The following is a 20880-nucleotide window of genomic DNA, read 5'->3' on the forward strand; positions in this document are numbered from 1 at the left end:
AATCATGATGAATGATTCCATGTAATAAAGTGTAAAAATCATATTCAGCTCCCGGCACTATTTCTGTCAGAAAACTATCGTCTTTTTCTTCCAATGCACTTATCAATTCATCGTGACTGAGAGTAAGCTCCATCTGTAAGGTTTCCCATTCAAATTCATCAACCTCAATGATATTTCCCCAGTTTTGTTTTTCGGTTTTTATCATAAACTCCTCATCACCTTGAATCTTTTTCAATGCAAAGATTCGCCAAGTTGTTATATGATATACCAATTCAGCTATTGTATGGGTATTCTTCAGACGAACACCAGCTGTTTTTGGTTTTATATCTTTGAGGTTTTCTAAAACCGATGGACCGTGCCATGCACCACCATGGAAGGTGGCATTGAGTAATGTCTTGATTCGATCAAGTTCTGTTGTTTGTAATTCTTCCATAAGTAGGTACTCTTTACTGATAAAGAGTTTTTATTGCTATAAATTCCCTAACGTGAATTTTTTTAAATTTTTAATTTGAATGAAAATTTATCTTTAATCTTGATTAGTCCCACAGAACCCAGATCATACCAAGATGATAGGTATCGTGTTGAATCAAGCCGGTTAGGAGTTTATAAAAATCATAATCTTGCCCAGGCACTAATCTATTAAGTAGGGAGTCGTCAAACTCTGATAGTTTTTCCATCAATTTATCTTGAGACTCTTTTAGGTTTTTTACCAAAAATGGCCAGTTTTCCTTCGTAATATCAGATTCATTTCCATAATTATCGGCCTCGTCAACCAAATCAAATCGAATATTTTCATTTAGTTTCTCGTAAGCAAACTTTCGCCATGCAGCCAAATGAAATACAATTTGACAAATGGTGTGCTTTGAAAAATTCTTTTGTACATCTACAATATCCAGCGGCATCGAATTCAGAAACTCCATTACTGAAGGTCCGTGCCAGGCATCGCCCCTGAAAACAGTATCTAAATTATCAATAATTCTTTCGAGTTGGTTGTTTGTCATAAGATGAAGTATTATTTACTTGCAAAGTTCAGAAAAAGCCATGAATTGACATACTATCAAACCAAATTATATTTTCAATTTTGGATTTCGTTTAAGTAATTGACCAAATGTATCTAGAGCTTCATCAATCTTTTTAAGCGACATGTCTCCTTTTACTTTTGTTATAAAAGGTAAAAAATGTTTGAAATAGAATTTTAATCTTGCCTCAGCTTTAATTGGATATTCGTTGGGCCCCATTTCAATGCCATGAATAAAATTATAAGCCACATGCACATTTTGATCAAACATCGGATAAACACTGGGTTTTATCATATGCAAAAGTAGTGTTCTTGAAACGGCCGCCACATCATTGAATTTCTCATTGAAAATCGCTAGGTCGAGGGTTTCCTCAAACTTCATATCATTGATGTAGTCGAGGTGCGGATATATTTTTTCTTTAATAGCGGCTGTTCTTATTTTGCCGAGCCCCGCTTGGCTTTGCCATTCAAATAATTCTAGAATATCATTGTGTGTAAAAGGCTTACCTATTTTAATGTGTTTATGATAATTAGCTTCCCAGTTAGTATTTGGGTCATAAAGCTGCGACCATTGATCAACAAATGACGCAAAGTCATCAGTGGGAGAAAAAATTAATAAATTCATAACTCGTATCGATTTTTAGTTTATAAATTTGGTAAGGTGATTTTTAATACAAATTTCGCTTTTTTTTTTGTTTTGTTGTTACTTAGCCCTTAATTTTACCAATAAACCTTAACAAATCATCAACATGAAGAAAATCTCCCTTCTATTTTTGGGATGTATGTTGGCTGTTTCAGCTTTTTCTCAGAAAAAGAAAAATGTAGCAACCACTCAATCTCCAATACCCACAAATCCGACAGTCTCAAAAATTGACAAAAAACTTTACAATGATCTTACTTGGCGAAATATCGGTCCCTTTCGAGGAGGACGTTCGTTGGCAGTTGCAGGTCATGCAGACCAACCTTTGACCTATTATTTTGGTGCAGTAGGTGGAGGTGTTTGGAAAACTACCGATGGCGGTGCAAACTGGGCCCATGTAGGAGATAGCACTTTTAAGTCAAGTTCAGTTGGAGCCATTGCAGTGGCACCGTCAGACCCAAACGTGGTGTATGTAGGTATGGGAGAAGCCGATATGAGAAGTAACATCAGCTACGGCGATGGAATGTATAAATCTACTGATGCTGGTAAAACTTGGAAACATATCGGGCTGCCAAAAGCCGATGCTATTGCAACGGTTGAGGTGCATCCGACCGATCCAAATTTGGTTTATGTGGCTGCGGTTGGCAATCCATTTGCACCAAACAAAGAAAGAGGTGTTTTTAGAAGTAAAGATGGCGGAAAAACTTGGGAGCATATCTTAGCAAAAAATGATAGCACAGGTGCATACCACGTAAGAATCGACCCGAATAATCCACGAGTGATTTATGCTACTTTATGGCAGGCGTATCGAAACGGGCATAGCATGAGCAGCGGTGGCCTTGGCTGTGGGCTTTATAAATCGGTTGATGGCGGCGATACTTGGGAGTCGCTAAATGAAAAGCCAGGAATGCCAAAAGGACTTTTAGGAAAAATTGGTATTGCGGTTTCACCAGCCAACTCTAATCGTCTTTATGCCATGATTGAAAATGCAAAAGGTGGATTATATACTTCGTTTGATGCTGGCGAACACTGGACACTCGTGAATGATAATAAAAACCTTTGGCAACGTCCGTGGTATTATATGAATCTTCAAGCCGACCCACAAAATGAAAACGGAGTTATTATCTTAAATGTTAATGCTTTCAAATCGACCGATGGTGGCAAAACAATTAGAAATATAAATGTGCATCATGGAGATACACATGATGTTTGGATAAACCCTAAAAATCCGTCAAATTACATTATCGGTGACGATGGAGGTGCAGAAGTAACTTATAATGACGGTTCTACTTTTTCGGATATTGATATTCCGACGGCTCAGTTTTATCACGTGCATCTCGACAACGACTTTCCTTATAACGTATATGGCTCTCAACAGGATAATTCGACTGTAAGAATTGCGAGCCGTACTGATGGTTTTTCGATAGGTATTCGAGACTGGTACCCAGTGGCGGGAGGTGAGTCTGGCTATATTGCCATTGACCCTAAAAATTCAAAAATCACTTATGGAGGTTCGTATGATGGTTATATGACAAGGTTAAATGTTGAAAATAACCAAGAACAAAATATTATGGTGTACCCAGAAAACAATATGGGACATACTTCAGCCGAAAAGAAATATCGTTTCCAGTGGACTTATCCGATTTTATTTTCGCCTCACGATAATACTCGATTGTATGCTACTTCACAGTATGTGCATGTTACGCACGATGAAGGACACTCGTGGGAAACGATTAGCCCAGACCTTACGCGTAATGACCCAAAAACAACTGGTGCAACTGGCGGACCGATTACGCTCGACCAAACAGGAGCTGAGATTTATGCTACAATTTTTGCTTTGGCAGAATCGACCTTGGAAAAAGGAAATATTTGGGCTGGCTCGGACGATGGTTACATCCATGTCACGAAAGATAATGGAAAAAATTGGACTAACGTAACGATTCCGACTTCACAATTAGGCGACTTTGCCCTTATTTCAACCATTCATACCTCAGATTTCGTAAAAGGTAAGGCCTATGTGGCTGCTACTCGCTACATGTTTGGTGATAGAAAGCCTTATTTGTTTAAAACTAGCGATTATGGTAAAACTTGGACAAGTATTGCCAGCGGTATTCCTGCCGATGAGTATACGCGTGTAGTGCGTGAAGACCCAAACAAAGAAGGATTGCTCTACGCAGGTACTGAACGAGGAATTTATGTATCGTTTGATGATGGTGCATCATGGAACTTAATCAATAATAATTTGCCAATTACGCCTATTCGTGATTTGCAAGTACATAAACGTGAAAAAGATTTAGTAGTAGCCACACATGGTCGCTCATTCTGGATTTTAGATGATTTAACGCCACTGCATGAGATAAAAGACAATATCGTCACGGCAGATGTACATTTATTTAAGCCTCGTCATTCATATCGTATGCAAGGCGGAGATGGTGGTCGTCGTGGAGCTGCTCCGAAAGATGAAGGTCAAAATGCTTCAAATGGTGTTTTGGTTAATTACTATTTGAAAACTTCACCAAAAGAAGAACTCAAATTACAGTTCTTAACGATGACAAACGATACCATCGTAACATATTCGAGTAAGAAAGATGTAAAAGGTGAAGAATTGAAGACATCGAAGGATTTCTATGAAGATACCAAACAACAAAGACCGGGGATTATGACAACAGCAGAAGGCTTAAATCGATTTGTTTGGAATATGCGATATGCTGATGCAACTGAGATTCAAGGCGAACGCTCGCCAATGTGGGCGGGTAATCTGACAGGGCCAAAAGTGATACCAGGTAATTATAAAGTAAGATTGATTTTGGGTAAGAATATCGTTAAAGAAGAGGTTGCTGAAATCAAGAAAGACCCAAGAAACCCAGCTACTGACGCCGAATTGAAAGAACAATTTGATTTGTTGATGAAGATTCATAAGAAATTGGATGAAAATCATAAGGCAATCAATCAAATGCGTGAAATTAAAAAGGCAGTTAGCGAATACATGAAGAGTGTAAAAGATACGGTATTGATTGCTAAGTTTCAGAAACTAACTAAACCAATGCTCAAAAATTTAGATGAATTGGAGCAGTCGTTGGTTCAGAATAAAGCTCGTGCCACACAAGATTTATTGGCATATCCGATTCGCCTAAACGATAAAATTGCTGGTGTTGCCAATGTTGTATCGAGTGCAGATGCTAAGCCAACAAAAGGTTCGTACGAAGCATTAGATGATTTAAGTAAAAAGATGGAAAAGACAACTGATAAACTTAAAAAAGTCATCGAAGAAGACGTTCCTGCATTTAATAAAATGGTTCTCGAAAATCAGATACCAGCCATCAATGTTGGTAAGAAAAAAGAGATAAACTAATTATAAAGTTTGAATAGCGAAGAAAATTTTCTTCGCTATTTTTTTTAATTACACCCCTCAAGTTTGGTCTGGAAAGTTGAACCCCTTTCAATCATAAAACCGCTTTCGAGCAAAATGCTTTTTCCTGCTGAATATATAATAGTCGAGTTTTGATTTTTTGAACTAGATATAATATTCTCTGATGCAGAAAACATCTTATTTTCATCAACTAAACTCGATTTGAATGTCAGTTTTTTTACACAATCATTATTTGAAAGTTTAACAATCCACATATCATCATCACCAAATTTGCTTGCTACATCATATAGATTTATATCAGGGAATGCATTCCCAACCGTTATGAAATCATTATCTCTTGATAAAATCAGGTCATTGGGTTCGTCGTGGCCGTCGCTACCATATTTTTTTTGCCAAATCAAATCCCCATTTTCTGGTTTAATTTTAATTAACCAGAAGTCTGCACTTCCCTTTTTATATGGAGCTTGACCGTCATTCGAATACGATTCACCAATGATTACATATTCATCACTGTTGGTTTCAATAATCCCACGAGCATATTCGTTATCACTTCCACCGTAGCATCTTACCCAAATTTTTTGACCCTGGTTATTTAGTTTTATGATAAAATAATCTCGTGAAATTTCATTACTATGATTTTCAACTGCATCATAATCGAAAGAATATGTTTCACCTGCAATCAAAAAATTTCCATTTTTATCTTCGATAATCGTGTTTGCAAAATCACTCTTGCTTCCCCCTAGAGTGATTTGCCACTGAATTATGCCATTTTCATCAATTTTCAAAACCCAGACATCTAATTCTCCTTTGTTTAGCCCAACCTGTTCATTGGAAGAACGACTATTTCCACAGAGTACAAAACTACCATCGGCAGTGTTTTTTATACCGGTACAATCGTCAACATTCGATCCACCATAGGTTTTTTGCCAAATTGTATTTCCATTAGGGTCAATTTTTATTACCAAGTAATCAGAAATACCTTTATTGTTTTCAATATGTGGGTAACCAGATTCTGTAATTCCTGCAATCAAAAAATTTCCATCATTTGTCGTGCAAGATGCGTAACCTCTGTCGATACCAGTACCGCCATAGCATTTTTGCCATATAATATTTCCACTAGGGTCAATTTTTACGACCCAAAAATCTATTGAACCAATATATCCAGTTACATCACCGTTATTTGATTGAGTTTCGCCAATACACAGAAAACCTCCGTCGGGTGTTTTTATGATCTGTCGAACATAATCTTCGAGTGTACCTCCCAAAGTTTTTTTCCAGATTAAATTTCCATTTTTGTTTAACTTTATTATCCACCAGTCAAACATACCGTAATTAAAATTCAAATCATTATTGTTAGATTGTGAATTTCCCGCAATAACCAAGTCACCATTTTCAAGTTCAATAACCGATTGTGCTTTATCGTATAAGCTTCCTCCGAAAGATTTTTGCCAAGAAATCATCGGAGCTTGAGCAATGACTATTTCAGATAAAAATAGTAGAAAAAAGTATGTGTAAATTATCTTCATTTGGCCTTATTATTTCTATTTCACAAAGGAATGTTTTTTTTTGCAATAATTTAGAATAATTCTAAATAACTTATTTAGTGGTAAATCGTTAAATCATGCAAACAATTGGAGAATCTTAATTTTAAACTTGCATCCAATTCTCAAAGTTGAATTTACTTTAGTTTAAATCCAATTTACTGTATTTTTGTGTTTAAAATATTATTTCACAATTTATTTGTAAAAATTATCGATGAATTATTGGCTCGTAAAATCAGAACCTTTCAAATATTCTTGGGACGATTTCGTTAATCAAGGCGTAGGCACTTGGGACGGTGTAAGAAACTATCAAGCACGAAACAATTTGGCTGCTATGAAGCTAAATGATTTGGTTTTGTTCTATCATTCTAATGAGGGAGTTGAGGTGGTCGGAATTGCAAAAATAGTAAAAGAAGCCTACCAGGACCCTACTACCGATGATACCCGTTGGGTAGTGGTTGACCTAGCTCCTGTCGAAAAACTTCCTAATAGTGTAACTTTAAAAGCTATCAAAGCCGACGAACGCTTACAAGATGTTTCGTTGATTCGTCAGTCTCGTCTTTCGGTACAACAATTAAAAAAAGAAGAATTTGACATCATTGTTTCAAAAGGTTATGGAAATTAACAAAATAAGAAAGTATTTATTGAGTTGTTTAACAGTTTTAATTTTTTGTGTCTTTGAAATTAAGGCTCAGAGTGTTAGGCGTATAGAAATTCCAACTCGTGGAGAAGACCAAGGCTTTCAGGTGATATCCTTGGGTGAAGAAGGTGTCCTTCTCTTGACAAAAACAGGTAAGCTTACCTTCAATATAACTAAATATGATGCTCAGTTGCAGCAGACCTGGTCAGCAAATGGTGAACTCGATGAAAATCAATCAATGGTTGATTTTCATCGAGATGGAAGAGATGTTTATTTTCTTTTCAGCAAATACAATTCTGACCTTTACCAAATTATTAAGGTTTCGACTGGTATAGGTATCATGCAAAAGTTTTTCTTTGAAAATATTCGTCGATTTGAGGTTTCGGAGTTCAAGGTCTTCAACGACATAGCTTATTTAGCAGGAATGGTAAAAGAAGAGCCAGTATTGATGAGTGTTGGCTTAAATAAGCCTCAGCCTCGAATTTTAGCCGGTGGATTAAAAGGAACAGCAAGTATTTCATCACTTGATTATGATGCGACAAACGATTTACTTGTGGTCTCCTATTCTGTGAAAAAAGGCCGTTCAAGTTATATGGCAGTTAAAAGAATCAATCCGAATGGTAAAATTGTTGAACAATTGACCATCGAACCAGAAGAAGATTATGGTTTATTGACTGGAAAGCTTTTTTCTCTCAATGATGGTACTCAGTTGATGATTGGAAACTATGGTTTTCGAGGCTACCAATCAAATGGTGGTCCAATGTCGCAAGGTGTGTATATAAGCAAAGTAGACGGCGAAACTCCTGAGTACCTGAAAATGCACAGTTTTACCGATTTTAAGAACTTCTTTAAGTTTCTACCGCCCAAACAACAAGAAAAAATTGAGAAGAAAATAAAGAAGAAAAAAGGAAAAGGAGATGACCTCAAGCTCAATTACAGAGTTTTAGTGCATGATATTATTAAAAAAGATAATCAATACATATTAGTTGCCGAAGTTTTTTATCCTGAGTTTAGAAACAATAATAATTCTTTTTATGGCTCTCCGTTTGGCTTTGGTTCACCATTTGGATTTGGCTACAGCTCTCTAAACGCCATGCGATTTGCTCGTTATTATGGTTTAAACTCTTGGGCGTGGAATCCGTGGATGTATTCAAATTTTGGAAATAATAATCAGCAATTTGATGGTTTTAAATACACGCACGCCGTAGTAGCTGGTTTTGACTTGAACGGAAAACTAATGTGGGATAATAGTTTTAGTTTTGATAACGTAAAAAGTATGGAACTAAAAGAAAAAGTAAAGATTCGTTATGAAGGTGATGATATTGCGTTGGTATATAGCAACAGAGGAAAACTTGCGAGCAAAATTATAAGAGGAAATGAGGTCGTTGAAGGAACAAAAACCATTGATATTGATACCCAAAAAGAAGGGGATAAAGTAAGAGATACCGCCACTGATGATATTGAATATTGGCATCAAAATTATTATTTGGCCTGGGGCTACCAACGTATTGCCAATCGATCTGAAGGTAGTCGAAGAGTATTTTACCTCAATAAAATTGCTTTTTAATTTAGGTTTTCTGTTACTGAGGAATTGTTTATTTGTTTGCAGTTCCTCAGTAATCAATTCTCCAATAGCTATTTTCAAAAATAATTAGTGCTCAGTGCCCTGTTCTCCAATAACCATCGACTGATGAATAAATATGTTTTTCTATTCTTAATTTTTGTTTCAGGCTTTTCACATGCACAGAATTATCCTGCAAGTGGTGTGTTGAAAACAATTGAAATAGAAGTAACTGGTAATCCAACTTGGCAGAAAATTATACCTTTGGGTAGTGATGGACTCTTATTGTTTGTAAAAAAAGATGTTACAAAGGCTTTACTCATTAAATTTGATACAGACTTAAAAAAACTTTGGGAAACCGAAGTGCTGTTGGATGTTGAGCGAAAACCAACGGCTTATTCGTTTGATAGTCAGAAAGTTACATTTCTATTTTCTGAAAACCAAGGAATGTATTATCAATTATATAGCTTTGATTTACAGAGTGGTAAAGTTGAAAATAATGGCTTTGAACTAAGAGAATATTTCCAAGACCAAAACTATTTGAATTTCCAAAATAGAATTTTAATTGCGGGTATCAACGAAAAAGGAGGAGCTTTTTATGACTTTGATTTTAAAACCAATGAAGGACAGTTTATTTCGGCTGAACTCAACGGTAAGGCACAACTCCAGCAGATTAAACTCAATCAAAAAACAAATTTAGTAGAAACTCTTTGGGCAATTAAAGAACCTGGCTACACCAATGAAAAGAAGAAAAAGGGTGAATTTATAAAAAATGCTTACGTGGTTTTTGCTAAATACGACACACTCGGAAAGCTCATCTCTAAAACTGCTATTCAGTCTAACGCTGGTAATTTTCCACTGACAGGTCAGTTGACATTCATTGATTCGCTCACTTATGCAGTAACAGGTATATATCAATCAAATACTGGTATCAAAGGTGTTTATTACTCAAAAATTGAGCGGGATAAGACCATTCTGACAAAGTTCTATGATTACAGAAAGTTTTTGGTTGGTTCAGAAAACTTAAAAGATGAGCAATTAAAGAAACTTTTAAATACTTATAGTTTTTTACCTACCCAAACAGTTTTTACAGAAAATCAGATTTTGGTTGGAGGAAGTTTCTATCAGCCTTCCTATCAGATTGTTAGTGTCGATAATCCTGATTTTGTTGGTTATGATATTAACTCATATAACTCAACCCAACGAACCAGAACTAAACAAGTTTTGTCGGGGTATATCTACTCCAATGGCTTTACTGCAAGTTTTGATTTGAGTGGAAACTTACTTAAACAGCAAAGTATTGATATAGTACAGACGTCTTCTAACCTTGACGAAGTTTTAGCAATCAACAAACAAAATGCCGCAGCCATTTGTGTAAAAGGAAACCTAATTGTGACCAAACCTAAAAGTTTTTCGGAGTCTAAAATCTACAAATTATCAACCGAAAACGATGACCCAAAAAACAATCAATATATTGCCAAATATAGGAGTGTAAGAAATTGGTACGAAAATTATTTCATTGCTGATGGAAGTCGTATTAAATTTGAGGTCATAAAAGAAATGTCGAGCTCAAAAGAAAAGCCTTCACGCAGGAAAAAACAGCAGCGACAAATTCCAGAAACCAACGTTAAGAAAATCATTTATTTATCGAAAGTACTCAACTCTTCGTTTTAAATACTTTTCAGCACGTTCAAAACCAGCATTGTTTTGTATAACTTACTTACACCAACGATTAGTTCTTATGAATTAATTGATTCAGGAAATTACGAAAAACTCGAACGCTTCGGCGACTTCATCTTAGCACGCCCCGAACCGCAAGCCGTTTGGGATAAATCATTGTCTGACGAAGTTTGGCAACGAAAAGCATCTGCTATTTTCAAGAAAACCAAAGGCCGTGACCAACTAAGTCCCGAAGAGCGAGGCGAATGGCATAACATCAAGAAAATGCCAGAAAAATGGTACATGGATTATGCACAAGGCAAAACTAAGCTCAAATTCAAACTTTCACTTTCATCGTTTAAGCACGTCGGAATCTTTCCTGAGCAAGCAGCAAACTGGAAATTTATTGAAGATAAATTGACATTGATGAAAACGGGAGAATCGCCGATACAGCAGCCAAAAGTATTGAATTTATTTGCTTACACAGGCGGAGCTTCGTTGATTTCAAAAGCCAATGGAGCTGATATTACTCACGTCGATTCGGTAAAACAAGTAATATCGTGGTCGAGAGAAAACATGGAAGCCAGCGGATTAGCTGACATTCGTTGGGTAATTGAAGATGCTTTGAAGTTTGTCAAGCGTGAAGTAAAACGTGGAAAAAAATACAATGGAATTATACTTGACCCACCTGCCTACGGACGTGGCCCCGATGGAGAAAAATGGGTTTTGGAAGAAGGACTAAACGAATTATTAAAAAATTGCCTCGAATTACTCGACGAAAAGCAGCATTTCTTTATATTAAATCTTTACTCCATGGGCTTTTCGGCGGTCATTGCCGAAACCATAGTCAAGCAAAATTACGATAACGTTCAAAATCCCGAAATGGGTGAATTGGTGTTACAAGATTCTTTCCAAAAAAAATTGCCATTGGGCGTTTTTTATCGTTTTTCAACAGTTTAAGTCCATAGAACTTAGAAACTATTAGTTTTTTATTACATTTTGAAAAAACACATCAAAATGTATTGATAATAAGAGTGATGTTTATATATTGAAGCAAATTAAAATATTGATTTGTTTAAAAAGCATGACTTGTAAAAACTGTAATTCAGAAGTTAATCTAAACTATTGCCCGCAGTGCGGAAGCCCTGCCAAACTACATCGAATTGATGGGCATTATATTCTACACGAAATTGAGCATTTACTCCATTTTGAACGAGGCTTTTTATACACTATCAAAGAACTTTTTTTAAGACCAGGCCAAAGTATCAAGCACTTTATTGATGATGATAGAAACCGACTCGTTAAGCCAATAGTTTTTGTTATCGTTTGTGCTTTGATAAATACTTTTGTTACTAAAATTTTTGATATTGAAGTTGGGTTTATTCATATAGACACAAAGCTCACTGCCATGGGAGCGATTTTTAATTGGCTTGAAAATCATTATGGCTATGCAAATCTCTTCTATGGAATTTTTATGGCAGGATATGCCAAATTTTTATTCAAGAAATATAAATACAACTTCTTTGAAATCTTGGTTTTAATGTGCTATGTTTTGGGTATGCAGATGCTAATTATTACTTTATTTCTTGCAATAGCATTCGCAACAAAAATAGAATTGATGCCATTTGCATTAATTCTTATGATGATATATAATGTTTGGTCAATCAGTCAGTTTTTTGATAAAACCAAAGTAATGAATTATCTAAAAGCCTTAATTTCTCATTTAGCGGGATTTATTACTGCCAATGTACTTTTAGGTTTGGTCGGAATAATAATTGAAGAAATCAAAAGACACTGATTGGTAAAATTTGACCATTAAAATATATACCTATGTTTGGAAAAAAAGATTACTCAAAACTTACACTCGAAGAGCTAAAGCTGGAAAAATCAAAAGTGATAAAGTTAGTAATCGTGTTGTCAACCTTTTGCTGTCTAACAATCGGTTTATCTATTTATAGCTTTATATATGAAAAAGGTAGTAAACCTTATTTTATTACCATGCTAACTTGTTTTTTTACAGCAAGCTATTTAGAAAATCTCAGTAAAATTACCAAAGAGATGCAAAGTCGAAATTAAATTAGCAGACTAAAAAATAGATGTGTTTTTACTTTCAAACCAAGTATGACAAGAATAATTTAGCGTAAGATAAAAATGAAAGATGCAAAAGTTGAAGTATTGATGTATGGACCAAAACTTACATTAGATGAAAAGTATATTCAAAAGGATTCGCAAGAAGAAATTCAATCAAAACTATCTGAATATTATAGCAAAGGGTATCAATTAGCACACACCAACACCACCGAATATAGCGGAAATTTATATATTTATCTATACTTCGAGAAAATAGTGTAATACATTGTCATAAAAATTGCAAAAGTTTTGTGTCGCTCCCATTTCGTAGGAATCTGTTTGTATTGCACTTTTACAAAAACGTTTTTCTTTGGGGCGATAATTCAGAATAAAAAAATCTTAGGCTGGATAGAAAAAATAAATATTTTTCTATCCTCCAGTAATATAAACAATTACCATTCGATGTTTCGATAAATCCGTATTGTGCATTGTTCTAATATTTTTTTATACAATTAAAATTCAAACACTAAGCTAAAATGGAAAGCAAAAAACTAAGCGAACTCACAGATGAAGAATTGTTAAAAAGAAAAAAGACAACCAAATTTGTTGTTGGAATGTTTTTGGGCGTATTGGCTGTTTTGATTGTTTTTAACATCATAAATATTATCAATGGCGACCAGCATTGGGGTGTTTTGGCTGTTCCTTTGGGGCTGTTGCCTATTTTGATTTTGAACTTTAACTCTATCAAGCAAATAAAGATTGAGTTAAAGTCAAGAGGATTGGAGTAGTTTTCTATAGAATAACTGTATTACGTCTGATTTTGTATTTCATGGAATGTAGAATCAGGGCAATGCATTTCATGAAGAAGAATTACAAATTCTTTAGCTGCTTTTTGGAGTTTCAATGATAAATAAGTAATTAAAACAGGTGATTTGAAAGCAAACTTTTGGAAACTAATATTATAATCCACTAAATATGACCGATTACACTTTTCTGAGGAGCATTTTCTGTGAACCTAACTTTAAGCCAGAAGAAATCGAGAAAGTTCTTCAACAATATAAGCGGGTTGAGTTTGCAAAGCATGATTTCTTAATTCGAGAAGGAAGCATCGGTAATTATTATTATTTTCTCGAAACAGGTTTTGCACGGTCGTTTGCCATTGATTTAGAAGGAAACGATATCACTACCAAGTTTTTCGGCACAAAAGATATTGTCATAGATTGGTATTCGTACTTTCTTAAAAAGCCAGTTCGAGAAAACATTCAAGCCATTACGCCCTGTGTTGCATGGAGAATTACTTTCGAGGATTTTATGAAACTTTTTAGCATTGAGGCATTCCGAGAAGTCGGTCGCACTCGGCTCGTGAGTAGTTTTTTTGAACTTAAAAACCATACCACATCAATGATTATTGACCCCGCCAAAGACCGATACCTCAATTTGCTGAAAGAAAAACCTGCTATAGTTCAAAATGTTCCACTTAAGCAAATTGCCACTTATTTGGGCATAACCGACACCTCATTGAGTAGAATCAGAAAAGAAATAGCCAATGAAAAATAGATGAAAACCTACTATACTCCCGAATGGCTTTCAATTGTTTTCATTTTTGCAATTACAATAGCCGTCATTCTAATCGCCTCAGCCGTAAGAAGAAATAGTCCGTCGCAAAAGCAGAATCTTACTTTTGCGAGTGTATTGCTATTCCTTTTGATTTATTTTACTTACGTATTCATCGCAGGAAAATTAGGTTTATTTCAAGCTGTAAGTCTTCCACCTAAAATTTTATTGTTCACAACGCTTCCTTACGCAATTTTTCTTTTTGGATTTATAGATAAAATTTCAATAACTAAACAAATTTTTGAAAAAATCAGTATAAGTAGTTTAGTCGGCCTTCACATTTTCCGACTCATCGGTTGTACATTTATTATTTTGGCTCTTCATGATGCTTTACCTAAAAGTTTTGCGTTCATTGCAGGTTTTGGCGATGTTGTTACGGCCATTACAAGCATTTTTGTTGTAAATGCCATCAATAAACAAAAATCCTATGCAAAAAACTTAACTTTTGTTTGGAACACTTTCGGGCTGCTCGATATTATCATTACTGCAATAATGGCAAATGTTTTCACCAAAATTTCAATTGATACGGGTACAATGGGTGTCGATACACTCGCCAAATTCCCTTTTAGTCTTATTCCTGCTTTTGCACCACCCACTATTATTTTTCTTCATGTGATGATTTACAGAAAATTGAAAAATTTTTCTAAGTAAATCGTTTTCTTGTCCTATGGCAAGATTTCCCAACTCATTGGGCTGCAACTTTGTATCATCAAATTAATCATTCACAATTTAATGTTACAAAAATGAAAAGCTCAAAAGAATTCATGTTGTTGTTCAGATTCGAACCAAATTTCAATTTCCAACCAACTCCAGAAGAGGAAGCACTAATGCACCAACAATGGGGAGCTTACATTGGCGGTTTGGCCATCCAAGAAAAACTGGTAGGCACCCATCAGTTAGGTTTTGAAGGAGTAAAAGTCTCAGCCGACCAATCAGTTAACCAAGGTATCGTGATTGCCGAAAACCAAACTTTGGGTGGTAATATGGTTGTGCGTGCTTCAAGTATCAACGAAGCCGTAGAAATTGCCAAAAGTTGCCCAATTTTGATGATGGGAGGAAATGTAGAGGTCAGAGACATCCTTCCGATGTAACATCAACACTTACGAAGTCTTTTCGATAAGTGATTAGGCTTCGTTTTTTCTAATTTTCAACAATTTAACAACTACTCAAATGCAATTACCAAATATTTATTCGCAAACAGATTCTCTAACACTTATCAACAGAATCAATCAATTAACACCAAATACGGCTGCACAATGGGGCAAAATGAGTGTCGCACAGATGTTGGCACACTGCAATGTGAGTTTTGAAATGGCACACAACGATGATTTCAAGAAATCAAGCCCATTTCTACGATTCATTCTTAAAAACTTAGTAAAAGGTGGTTTAGTGAATGATAAACCTCTGAAAAAAATAGCTCGACTGCTCCCGAAATGCTTATCAAAACCGAGAAAGAATTTGCTCAAGAAAAACAGCAATTGCTCAGCTACCTCCACAAAACCGTTGAGCTTGGCGAAACCCATTTTAATGGCAAAGACCACCCAGGTTTCGGCGTAATGAGCAGTATAGAGTGGAATGTTTTCTTGGGAAAACACCTCGACCATCACCTGACACAATTTGGCGTTTAATTTATTTTATCACACATAAAAAATTTCAAAAATGAAAAAGGTATTTTTAATAATCGCTATCATTTTAGTTGCATTTTTAGTCTTTGGTTTGTTTCAAGCCAGCAAGATTCAAAACCTACAAATCATCAAATCAGTAACCATCAAAGGCTCCCAAAAAGAAGTTTTCGATATGGTGCGTTACCTCAATAATTTTCCAAAATGGTCGCCGTTTTTAGCTGCCGACCCTACACAAAAATACGAAGTTAAAGGAATAGATGGCACCGTCGGAGCGTCTTACCATTGGATTGGAAATGGGGGAGAAGATGTTGGCCATCAGACTATTATGCAGATTGATACACTAAATTTTATCGGCATGAAGTGTGATATACAAAAGCCTTTCGCCGCTCAACCAACTTTTAATTATAGTTTTAAGGAAACACCAAACGGAATAGAAGTAACCCAAGATTTTCAGCTTCAATCAGGTTTAGTTGATGCCTTTTTTATGTGGGCATTTGGTGCAGTAAAAGAAATGGAAACTACCAACCAACAAGGTTTATATTTAATGAAAAAAGCTATTGAAAAATAACTATTGATACTTCTTTCTCTATCAACTCGTCAAGTTGTATCTTGGCGAGTTGATTTGTTAATAATTGCTGGTTGCTATGTAAGATATTGATTATAAGTGTTTTATGGTGAAGGTTTGATGCTAAGAACTCAGAACTCAAAACTCAGATTTCAGAACTCTAAACTTTTCATTTTAATTCTGAGAAAAAATTCGGATTTTTGTAAAAAATAATAGCACAATTAATAGTTTAAGCTTTTTGTGTGAAGATAACGAATGTCTAATAATCAGAAAATTTACCTATTTATTTCTCTTTCAGTACTCTTGTATGCGTGCGGACAAGATAACCGTGAACGCTCAAAGATTCCACCGACACCTTTCCAAACTGAAAGTATTCAAAATACAGCTTCGCTCGAAGCCCTTACTGATGCTATCAGAAGTAACCCAAGTTTGGCAGAAAATTACTATAAACGTGCCATTGTTCTGAATAAAATGGGGGATACACAAAAAGCCCTTGAGGATATTAATCGTGCTGACCGTCTTAAACAGAACACAGGAAAGTATTTATATGTCAAAGCATTGATTTTGCGTGATATGAAACAGTATCGAGAAGCCTATGCTTTTGCTCAGAGTGCCGAAATCTTAAATGTTGATACGCCCGAACTTTATACCTTACTCGGTGATTTATCTCAACAGCGAAATGACCTAAAAAATGCCGAGCAATATTTGGCAAAATCTTTGCAAATAGCTCCTTACGACGGTGAAACCTACTTCTATCAAGGTACTTTGGCGGCCCGTAAAGGCGATACTGCCAGTGCTATTTTGAAGATGAATAAAGCAATAGAAATGAAGCCTTCATTCAAATTGGCATATTCGTCACTCACGGAGGTTTTAAAAAATCGTCGCTTATACGATTCTGCTTTGGCAGTAAATAACTCAGCAATTTTGCAGTTTCCAAAAAATTCAGAGTTTTTGGTAGATAGGGGTTTAGTTTATAACAAATTTGGTCGTTTAGATTCTGCTCTTGTATATTATGATAGAGCAGCCAAAATGGATAGTAAGAGAATTGATGCGATGCTTTATTCTGCATCAATATATTTCCGTTGGAAAAACTATACGAAGGCATTAGAGTTTTATGAGAAGGTTTTGGATGCAAATCCAGAAACACCAAAAATCAATTACTCTATTGCACTAACGCTCGAACAACTCGGATCGCTGACCAAAGCCGAAGAGTTTTTGAAAGCTGAGGTTGAAAAAGACCCGAATGATACTCAGGCAATTATTGCTTTGAATAGAGTTTCTGGACAAATAAATTCGGCAATGGGAGTATATAATGAACCGATTCCGATTCCGGTAAAGAAAGCACCAGCTCCAGTTGCCAAACCAGTTGTAGTAGAAGAACCTAAAAAACTTTTAGATACATCGAAAGTAAGAGTAAACATCATTGCTCCGAAGAAAAAAGTAAATATCAAAACCGATTCTTCGAGACGCTTGAAATTGTAAAATATTATTGTGGTTTCTTTTGAAACTTTAAGAGATAAAAAAAAGTATTCATTATATTAGGTATTAGTTGACAGATTTTTTTATGATTAAAATTACTTTGCCCGACGGAAGTGTAAGAGAATATCCAAAAGGGAGTTCGAGTTATGACGTGGCCCTTTCAATTAGTGAAGGCCTCGCAAGAAATGTATTGGCTGCCAAAGTGAATGGTACGGTTCAAGATGCCAATTTGCCAATCGAAACCGACTCAACCGTACAACTTTTGACGTGGAATGATACCGACGGGAAATCAACATTTTGGCATTCATCTGCTCACCTAATGGCCGAGGCCTTAGAAGCTCTTTACCCTAAAGTGAAATTTTGGGTTGGCCCACCGCTCGAAAACGGTTTCTATTATGATGTAGATACAAACGGTGAAAGCATCTCAAATGACGATTTTAAGAAAATCGAAGATAAAATGTTGGAATTGGCTCGTCAGAAAAATGACTACGTGAGAATTCCGATGGCCAAAGCTGATGCAATCAAATATTTTGAAGAAAAAGGCGACGAATATAAGTTAGATTTACTTTCGGGCTTAGAAGATGGTTCGATTACGTTCTACAAGCAAGGAAATTTCACTGACTTGTGCCGTGGGCCGCACATTCCAAATACTGGTTTTATCAAAGCCGCAAAAATCATGAATGTGGCGGGTGCGTACTTCAAAGGCGACCAAAACAATAAAATGTTGACTCGTATTTATGGGGTGACATTTCCAAAACAAAAAGAGTTAGAAGATTACCTAACGCTTTTAGAGGAAGCCAAACGCCGTGACCACCGTAAATTAGGTCAAGAACTTGATTTATTTACCTTCTCTGAAAAAGTAGGCAAAGGTTTACCTTTGTGGTTGCCAAAAGGTGCGATGTTGCGTGAAAGGCTCGAAAATTTCTTGCGTAAAGCCCAAGTAAAAGCTGGTTATCAGCAAGTTGTAACGCCGCATATCGGAAGCAAGCAATTATACCAAACTTCAGGTCACTGGGAAAAATACGGAAAAGATTCGTTCCAACCAATCACAACGCCAGAAGAAGGAGAGGAGTTTTTGTTGAAACCAATGAACTGCCCTCATCACTGCGAAATTTTCCGTGCCAGACCACGTAGTTATCGTGAATTACCTTTACGTTTAGCTGAGTTTGGTACAGTTTACCGCTACGAACAAAGTGGTGAATTGCACGGTCTAACTCGTGTACGTGGATTTACTCAAGATGATGCTCACATTTTCTGTACCGACGACCAAGTTGAAGATGAATTCAAAAAAGTAATTGATTTGGTGCTTTATGTATTCAAATCACTCGGTTTTGAAGAATTTTCGGCTCAAGTTTCATTGCGTGACCCAGAAAATAAAACAAAATATTTCGGCTCAGATGAGGCATGGGATAAAGCTGAAAATGCCATTCGTCGTGCTGCTGCCGAAAAAGGTCTTAAAACCGTTGAAGAACTTGGAGAGGCAGCTTTCTATGGCCCTAAGCTCGACTTCATGGTGAAAGATGCTCTTGGTCGTAAATGGCAACTTGGAACTATACAAGTAGATTATCAGTTACCACAAAGATTTGAACTCGAATATGTAGGTTCGGATAACCAAAAACATCGCCCAGTAATGATTCACCGAGCTCCATTTGGCTCGATGGAACGTTTCATTGCGATTTTGATTGAAACAACAGCAGGTAATTTCCCATTGTGGTTATCGCCTGACCAAATAGCTATTTTGCCAATTTCTGAAAAATACGAAGACTACGCCAACGATGTCTTCTTGACTTTACAGGAGCAAGACATTAGAGGCTACGTTGACCATCGTGATGAAAAAATTGGCCGTAAAATCCGTGATGCTGAGGTGAATAAATTGCCATTGATGCTAATCGTAGGCGAAAAAGAAGCTGAAGAAGGCAAGGTTTCGGTCAGAAGAAAAGGCGAAGGTGATTTGGGTTCAATGACAATCGAAGAGTTTATTGCATACGCTAAAACTGAAATATATAAAAATATTCCTCAGTTTAAGGCATAATCCTCTCGGTTTCGCAATATTTGAAGTATTAATATTTGTTTTATATAAATTAATTTGTACTTTCGTAAAAATCAATTATTAGCAACCTTAAAATCGTTAAATGGCACAACAACCATTCAATCGTAATTTCAGAAAACCAGTACAGAAGGAAGACGAGCACCGAATTAACCAACGTATTCGTGTACCGCAGGTTCGTTTAGTAGGTGACAATGTGGAGCAGGGTATTTTCGATACCGCACAGGCTCTTGCTATGGCACAAGCCCAAAGTTTAGATTTAGTTGAAATTGTACCAACGGCCAACCCGCCGGTTTGTAGAATTATCGACTACTCGAAATTTAAGTATGACCAAAAGAAGAAGCAAAAGGAAATAAAAGCCAAAGCTGCCAAAACAGTAATTAAGGAAATCAGATTCGGCCCACAAACCGATGACCATGACTTCGATTTCAAGTTAAAGCATGCGATTGGATTCTTGAAAGAAAATGCAAAAGTAAAAGCTTACGTTCACTTTGTTGGCCGTCAGATTGTATTCAAAGACCAAGGTGTAGAATTGTTGAAACGATTTATTGCAGGTTTAGAAGAATACGGTAAACCAGAAGGCGAATTGAAACTTGAAGGTAAGAGAATGATTGTATTTCTTGCTCCGAAACCTAAGAAATAATTTTCGTAGAAATATATTGAGGCTGAATTGAAATGTCAATTCAGCCTTTTTGTTGTTACGTTAATCGCTGTTTGGTTTTTTCATTACATTCCTGACATTCACTAATTTTACGAGTAGGTCGAACCAAAATGGAGCTCCGAACGATAGGGCCGCAACAGTCAGAAGCCAGCCGATTACGGTTAGGAGTGGAGTTGTATTGTTTTGGTTAAACATTTCTCCGATGTTATCCCAGCAGTTTTTTTGATGAAAATTGTACCCTATGTTTAGTCCTAAACTTTGTATATTCTTTTCATAATATTTTACGACAGCCTCCCTGTAAGTTAATGAATCCAAGCTTGTAAGACTTTTGCTTGTATCTTTCATTTTACTATATAAATTCGAATATTTTTCTTCCAAAAAATCGTTGAA

General features: G+C 35.9%; 21 protein-coding genes. 16 read left to right on the top strand and 5 right to left on the bottom strand.

Annotated elements, in window-relative coordinates:
• From ACOVO2_RS05895 to ACOVO2_RS05905, 3 genes are all read right to left on the bottom strand, one after another.
• Positions 1-433, bottom strand: a 433-nt coding sequence (locus tag ACOVO2_RS05895) for a DinB family protein (protein ID WP_421769076.1), incomplete at its 3' end; no start/stop codon positions are given.
• 103 nt (positions 434-536) lie between these two features.
• A complete protein-coding gene (locus tag ACOVO2_RS05900) occupies positions 537-1001 on the bottom strand; it encodes a DinB family protein (RefSeq protein WP_421769077.1) in 465 nt (154 codons plus the stop codon).
• A gap of 66 nt (positions 1002-1067) precedes the next feature.
• On the bottom strand, positions 1068-1643 hold the full coding sequence (locus ACOVO2_RS05905) for a hypothetical protein (protein ID WP_421769078.1): 576 nt from the start codon (positions 1641-1643) through the stop codon (positions 1068-1070).
• Between the two features lie 124 nt (positions 1644-1767).
• On the opposite strand from ACOVO2_RS05905, the gene ACOVO2_RS05910 reads away from it, so the two are divergent.
• Positions 1768-5010 carry a VPS10 domain-containing protein gene (locus tag ACOVO2_RS05910; RefSeq protein WP_421769079.1) on the top strand — a complete coding sequence of 1081 codons (3243 nt, stop codon included), beginning with the start codon at positions 1768-1770 and terminating at the stop codon, positions 5008-5010.
• Positions 5011-5054: 44 nt separating this feature from the next.
• Here the strand turns inward: ACOVO2_RS05910 and ACOVO2_RS05915 are convergent, their stop codons facing one another.
• Positions 5055-6554 carry a 3-coathanger stack domain-containing protein gene (locus ACOVO2_RS05915; protein WP_421769080.1) on the bottom strand — a complete coding sequence of 500 codons (1500 nt, stop codon included), beginning with the start codon at positions 6552-6554 and terminating at the stop codon, positions 5055-5057.
• Positions 6555-6783: 229 nt separating this feature from the next.
• Between ACOVO2_RS05915 and ACOVO2_RS05920 the strand changes: the two genes are divergently transcribed.
• From ACOVO2_RS05920 to infC, 15 genes are all read left to right on the top strand, one after another.
• Positions 6784-7194: an EVE domain-containing protein gene (locus ACOVO2_RS05920; RefSeq protein WP_421769081.1), complete on the top strand. Its 411-nt coding sequence runs from the start codon at positions 6784-6786 to the stop codon at positions 7192-7194.
• Positions 7184-8776 (top strand): hypothetical protein, encoded by a 1593-nt coding sequence (locus ACOVO2_RS05925; RefSeq protein ID WP_421769082.1) that lies wholly within the window; start codon positions 7184-7186, stop codon positions 8774-8776. The genes ACOVO2_RS05920 and ACOVO2_RS05925 overlap by 11 nt, the downstream gene beginning before the upstream one ends.
• A gap of 123 nt (positions 8777-8899) precedes the next feature.
• Positions 8900-10444, top strand: a complete 1545-nt coding sequence (locus ACOVO2_RS05930) for a hypothetical protein (RefSeq protein ID WP_421769083.1) — start codon at positions 8900-8902, stop codon at positions 10442-10444.
• Positions 10445-10477: 33 nt separating this feature from the next.
• Positions 10478-11389, top strand: coding sequence for a class I SAM-dependent methyltransferase (locus tag ACOVO2_RS05935; protein ID WP_421769084.1), 912 nt, complete (start codon positions 10478-10480; stop codon positions 11387-11389).
• A gap of 124 nt (positions 11390-11513) precedes the next feature.
• Positions 11514-12227: a DUF3667 domain-containing protein gene (locus ACOVO2_RS05940; protein WP_421769085.1), complete on the top strand. Its 714-nt coding sequence runs from the start codon at positions 11514-11516 to the stop codon at positions 12225-12227.
• A 353-nt stretch (positions 12228-12580) separates the two neighbouring features.
• Positions 12581-12781 carry a DUF4177 domain-containing protein gene (locus tag ACOVO2_RS05945; RefSeq protein WP_421769086.1) on the top strand — a complete coding sequence of 67 codons (201 nt, stop codon included), beginning with the start codon at positions 12581-12583 and terminating at the stop codon, positions 12779-12781.
• Positions 12782-13035: 254 nt separating this feature from the next.
• Complete coding sequence (locus ACOVO2_RS05950; RefSeq protein ID WP_421769087.1) at positions 13036-13287, top strand: redox-active disulfide protein 2; 252 nt, start codon at positions 13036-13038, stop codon at positions 13285-13287.
• 187 nt (positions 13288-13474) lie between these two features.
• The gene (locus ACOVO2_RS05955; RefSeq protein WP_421769088.1) at positions 13475-14056 is read left to right on the top strand and encodes a Crp/Fnr family transcriptional regulator; all 582 of its coding nucleotides are present in this window, start codon (positions 13475-13477) and stop codon (positions 14054-14056) included.
• A complete protein-coding gene (locus tag ACOVO2_RS05960) occupies positions 14057-14764 on the top strand; it encodes a hypothetical protein (RefSeq protein WP_421769089.1) in 708 nt (235 codons plus the stop codon).
• Between the two features lie 92 nt (positions 14765-14856).
• The gene (locus ACOVO2_RS05965) at positions 14857-15204 is read left to right on the top strand and encodes a YciI family protein (protein ID WP_421769090.1); all 348 of its coding nucleotides are present in this window, start codon (positions 14857-14859) and stop codon (positions 15202-15204) included.
• 342 nt (positions 15205-15546) lie between these two features.
• Positions 15547-15741 carry a hypothetical protein gene (locus tag ACOVO2_RS05970; protein ID WP_421769091.1) on the top strand — a complete coding sequence of 65 codons (195 nt, stop codon included), beginning with the start codon at positions 15547-15549 and terminating at the stop codon, positions 15739-15741.
• Positions 15742-15772: 31 nt separating this feature from the next.
• Positions 15773-16306, top strand: a complete 534-nt coding sequence (locus ACOVO2_RS05975) for an SRPBCC family protein (RefSeq protein WP_421769092.1) — start codon at positions 15773-15775, stop codon at positions 16304-16306.
• A 252-nt stretch (positions 16307-16558) separates the two neighbouring features.
• Complete coding sequence (locus ACOVO2_RS05980) at positions 16559-17785, top strand: tetratricopeptide repeat protein (RefSeq protein WP_421769093.1); 1227 nt, start codon at positions 16559-16561, stop codon at positions 17783-17785.
• Between the two features lie 82 nt (positions 17786-17867).
• Positions 17868-19814, top strand: coding sequence for a threonine--tRNA ligase (gene thrS, locus ACOVO2_RS05985; protein WP_188765297.1), 1947 nt, complete (start codon positions 17868-17870; stop codon positions 19812-19814).
• 100 nt (positions 19815-19914) lie between these two features.
• Positions 19915-20472, top strand: a complete 558-nt coding sequence (gene infC, locus ACOVO2_RS05990; protein WP_421769094.1) for a translation initiation factor IF-3 — start codon at positions 19915-19917, stop codon at positions 20470-20472.
• Positions 20473-20532: 60 nt separating this feature from the next.
• Here the strand turns inward: infC and ACOVO2_RS05995 are convergent.
• The coding region (locus ACOVO2_RS05995) for a hypothetical protein (protein WP_421769095.1) at positions 20533-20880 on the bottom strand (348 nt) is incomplete at its 5' end.

The organism is Emticicia sp. (genome assembly GCF_049241225.1).
In the GTDB taxonomy this organism is placed as follows: domain Bacteria; phylum Bacteroidota; class Bacteroidia; order Cytophagales; family Spirosomataceae; genus Emticicia.

Excerpts from the sequence above, each read along its gene's own strand:
- ACOVO2_RS05915 (WP_421769080.1), bottom strand. The coding sequence starts at position 6,554 with ATGAAGATAATTTACACATACTTTTTTCTACTATTTTTATCTGAAATA.
- ACOVO2_RS05955 (WP_421769088.1), top strand. The coding sequence starts at position 13,475 with ATGACCGATTACACTTTTCTGAGGAGCATTTTCTGTGAACCTAACTTT.
- ACOVO2_RS05975 (WP_421769092.1), top strand. The coding sequence starts at position 15,773 with ATGAAAAAGGTATTTTTAATAATCGCTATCATTTTAGTTGCATTTTTA.
- ACOVO2_RS05920 (WP_421769081.1), top strand. The coding sequence starts at position 6,784 with ATGAATTATTGGCTCGTAAAATCAGAACCTTTCAAATATTCTTGGGAC.
- ACOVO2_RS05930 (WP_421769083.1), top strand. The coding sequence starts at position 8,900 with ATGAATAAATATGTTTTTCTATTCTTAATTTTTGTTTCAGGCTTTTCA.
- ACOVO2_RS05950 (WP_421769087.1), top strand. The coding sequence starts at position 13,036 with ATGGAAAGCAAAAAACTAAGCGAACTCACAGATGAAGAATTGTTAAAA.
- thrS (WP_188765297.1), top strand. The coding sequence starts at position 17,868 with ATGATTAAAATTACTTTGCCCGACGGAAGTGTAAGAGAATATCCAAAA.
- ACOVO2_RS05970 (WP_421769091.1), top strand. The coding sequence starts at position 15,547 with ATGCTTATCAAAACCGAGAAAGAATTTGCTCAAGAAAAACAGCAATTG.
- ACOVO2_RS05900 (WP_421769077.1), bottom strand. The coding sequence starts at position 1,001 with ATGACAAACAACCAACTCGAAAGAATTATTGATAATTTAGATACTGTT.
- ACOVO2_RS05980 (WP_421769093.1), top strand. The coding sequence starts at position 16,559 with ATGTCTAATAATCAGAAAATTTACCTATTTATTTCTCTTTCAGTACTC.
- infC (WP_421769094.1), top strand. The coding sequence starts at position 19,915 with ATGGCACAACAACCATTCAATCGTAATTTCAGAAAACCAGTACAGAAG.
- ACOVO2_RS05905 (WP_421769078.1), bottom strand. The coding sequence starts at position 1,643 with ATGAATTTATTAATTTTTTCTCCCACTGATGACTTTGCGTCATTTGTT.
- ACOVO2_RS05910 (WP_421769079.1), top strand. The coding sequence starts at position 1,768 with ATGAAGAAAATCTCCCTTCTATTTTTGGGATGTATGTTGGCTGTTTCA.
- ACOVO2_RS05965 (WP_421769090.1), top strand. The coding sequence starts at position 14,857 with ATGAAAAGCTCAAAAGAATTCATGTTGTTGTTCAGATTCGAACCAAAT.
- ACOVO2_RS05945 (WP_421769086.1), top strand. The coding sequence starts at position 12,581 with ATGAAAGATGCAAAAGTTGAAGTATTGATGTATGGACCAAAACTTACA.
- ACOVO2_RS05960 (WP_421769089.1), top strand. The coding sequence starts at position 14,057 with ATGAAAACCTACTATACTCCCGAATGGCTTTCAATTGTTTTCATTTTT.
- ACOVO2_RS05925 (WP_421769082.1), top strand. The coding sequence starts at position 7,184 with ATGGAAATTAACAAAATAAGAAAGTATTTATTGAGTTGTTTAACAGTT.
- ACOVO2_RS05940 (WP_421769085.1), top strand. The coding sequence starts at position 11,514 with ATGACTTGTAAAAACTGTAATTCAGAAGTTAATCTAAACTATTGCCCG.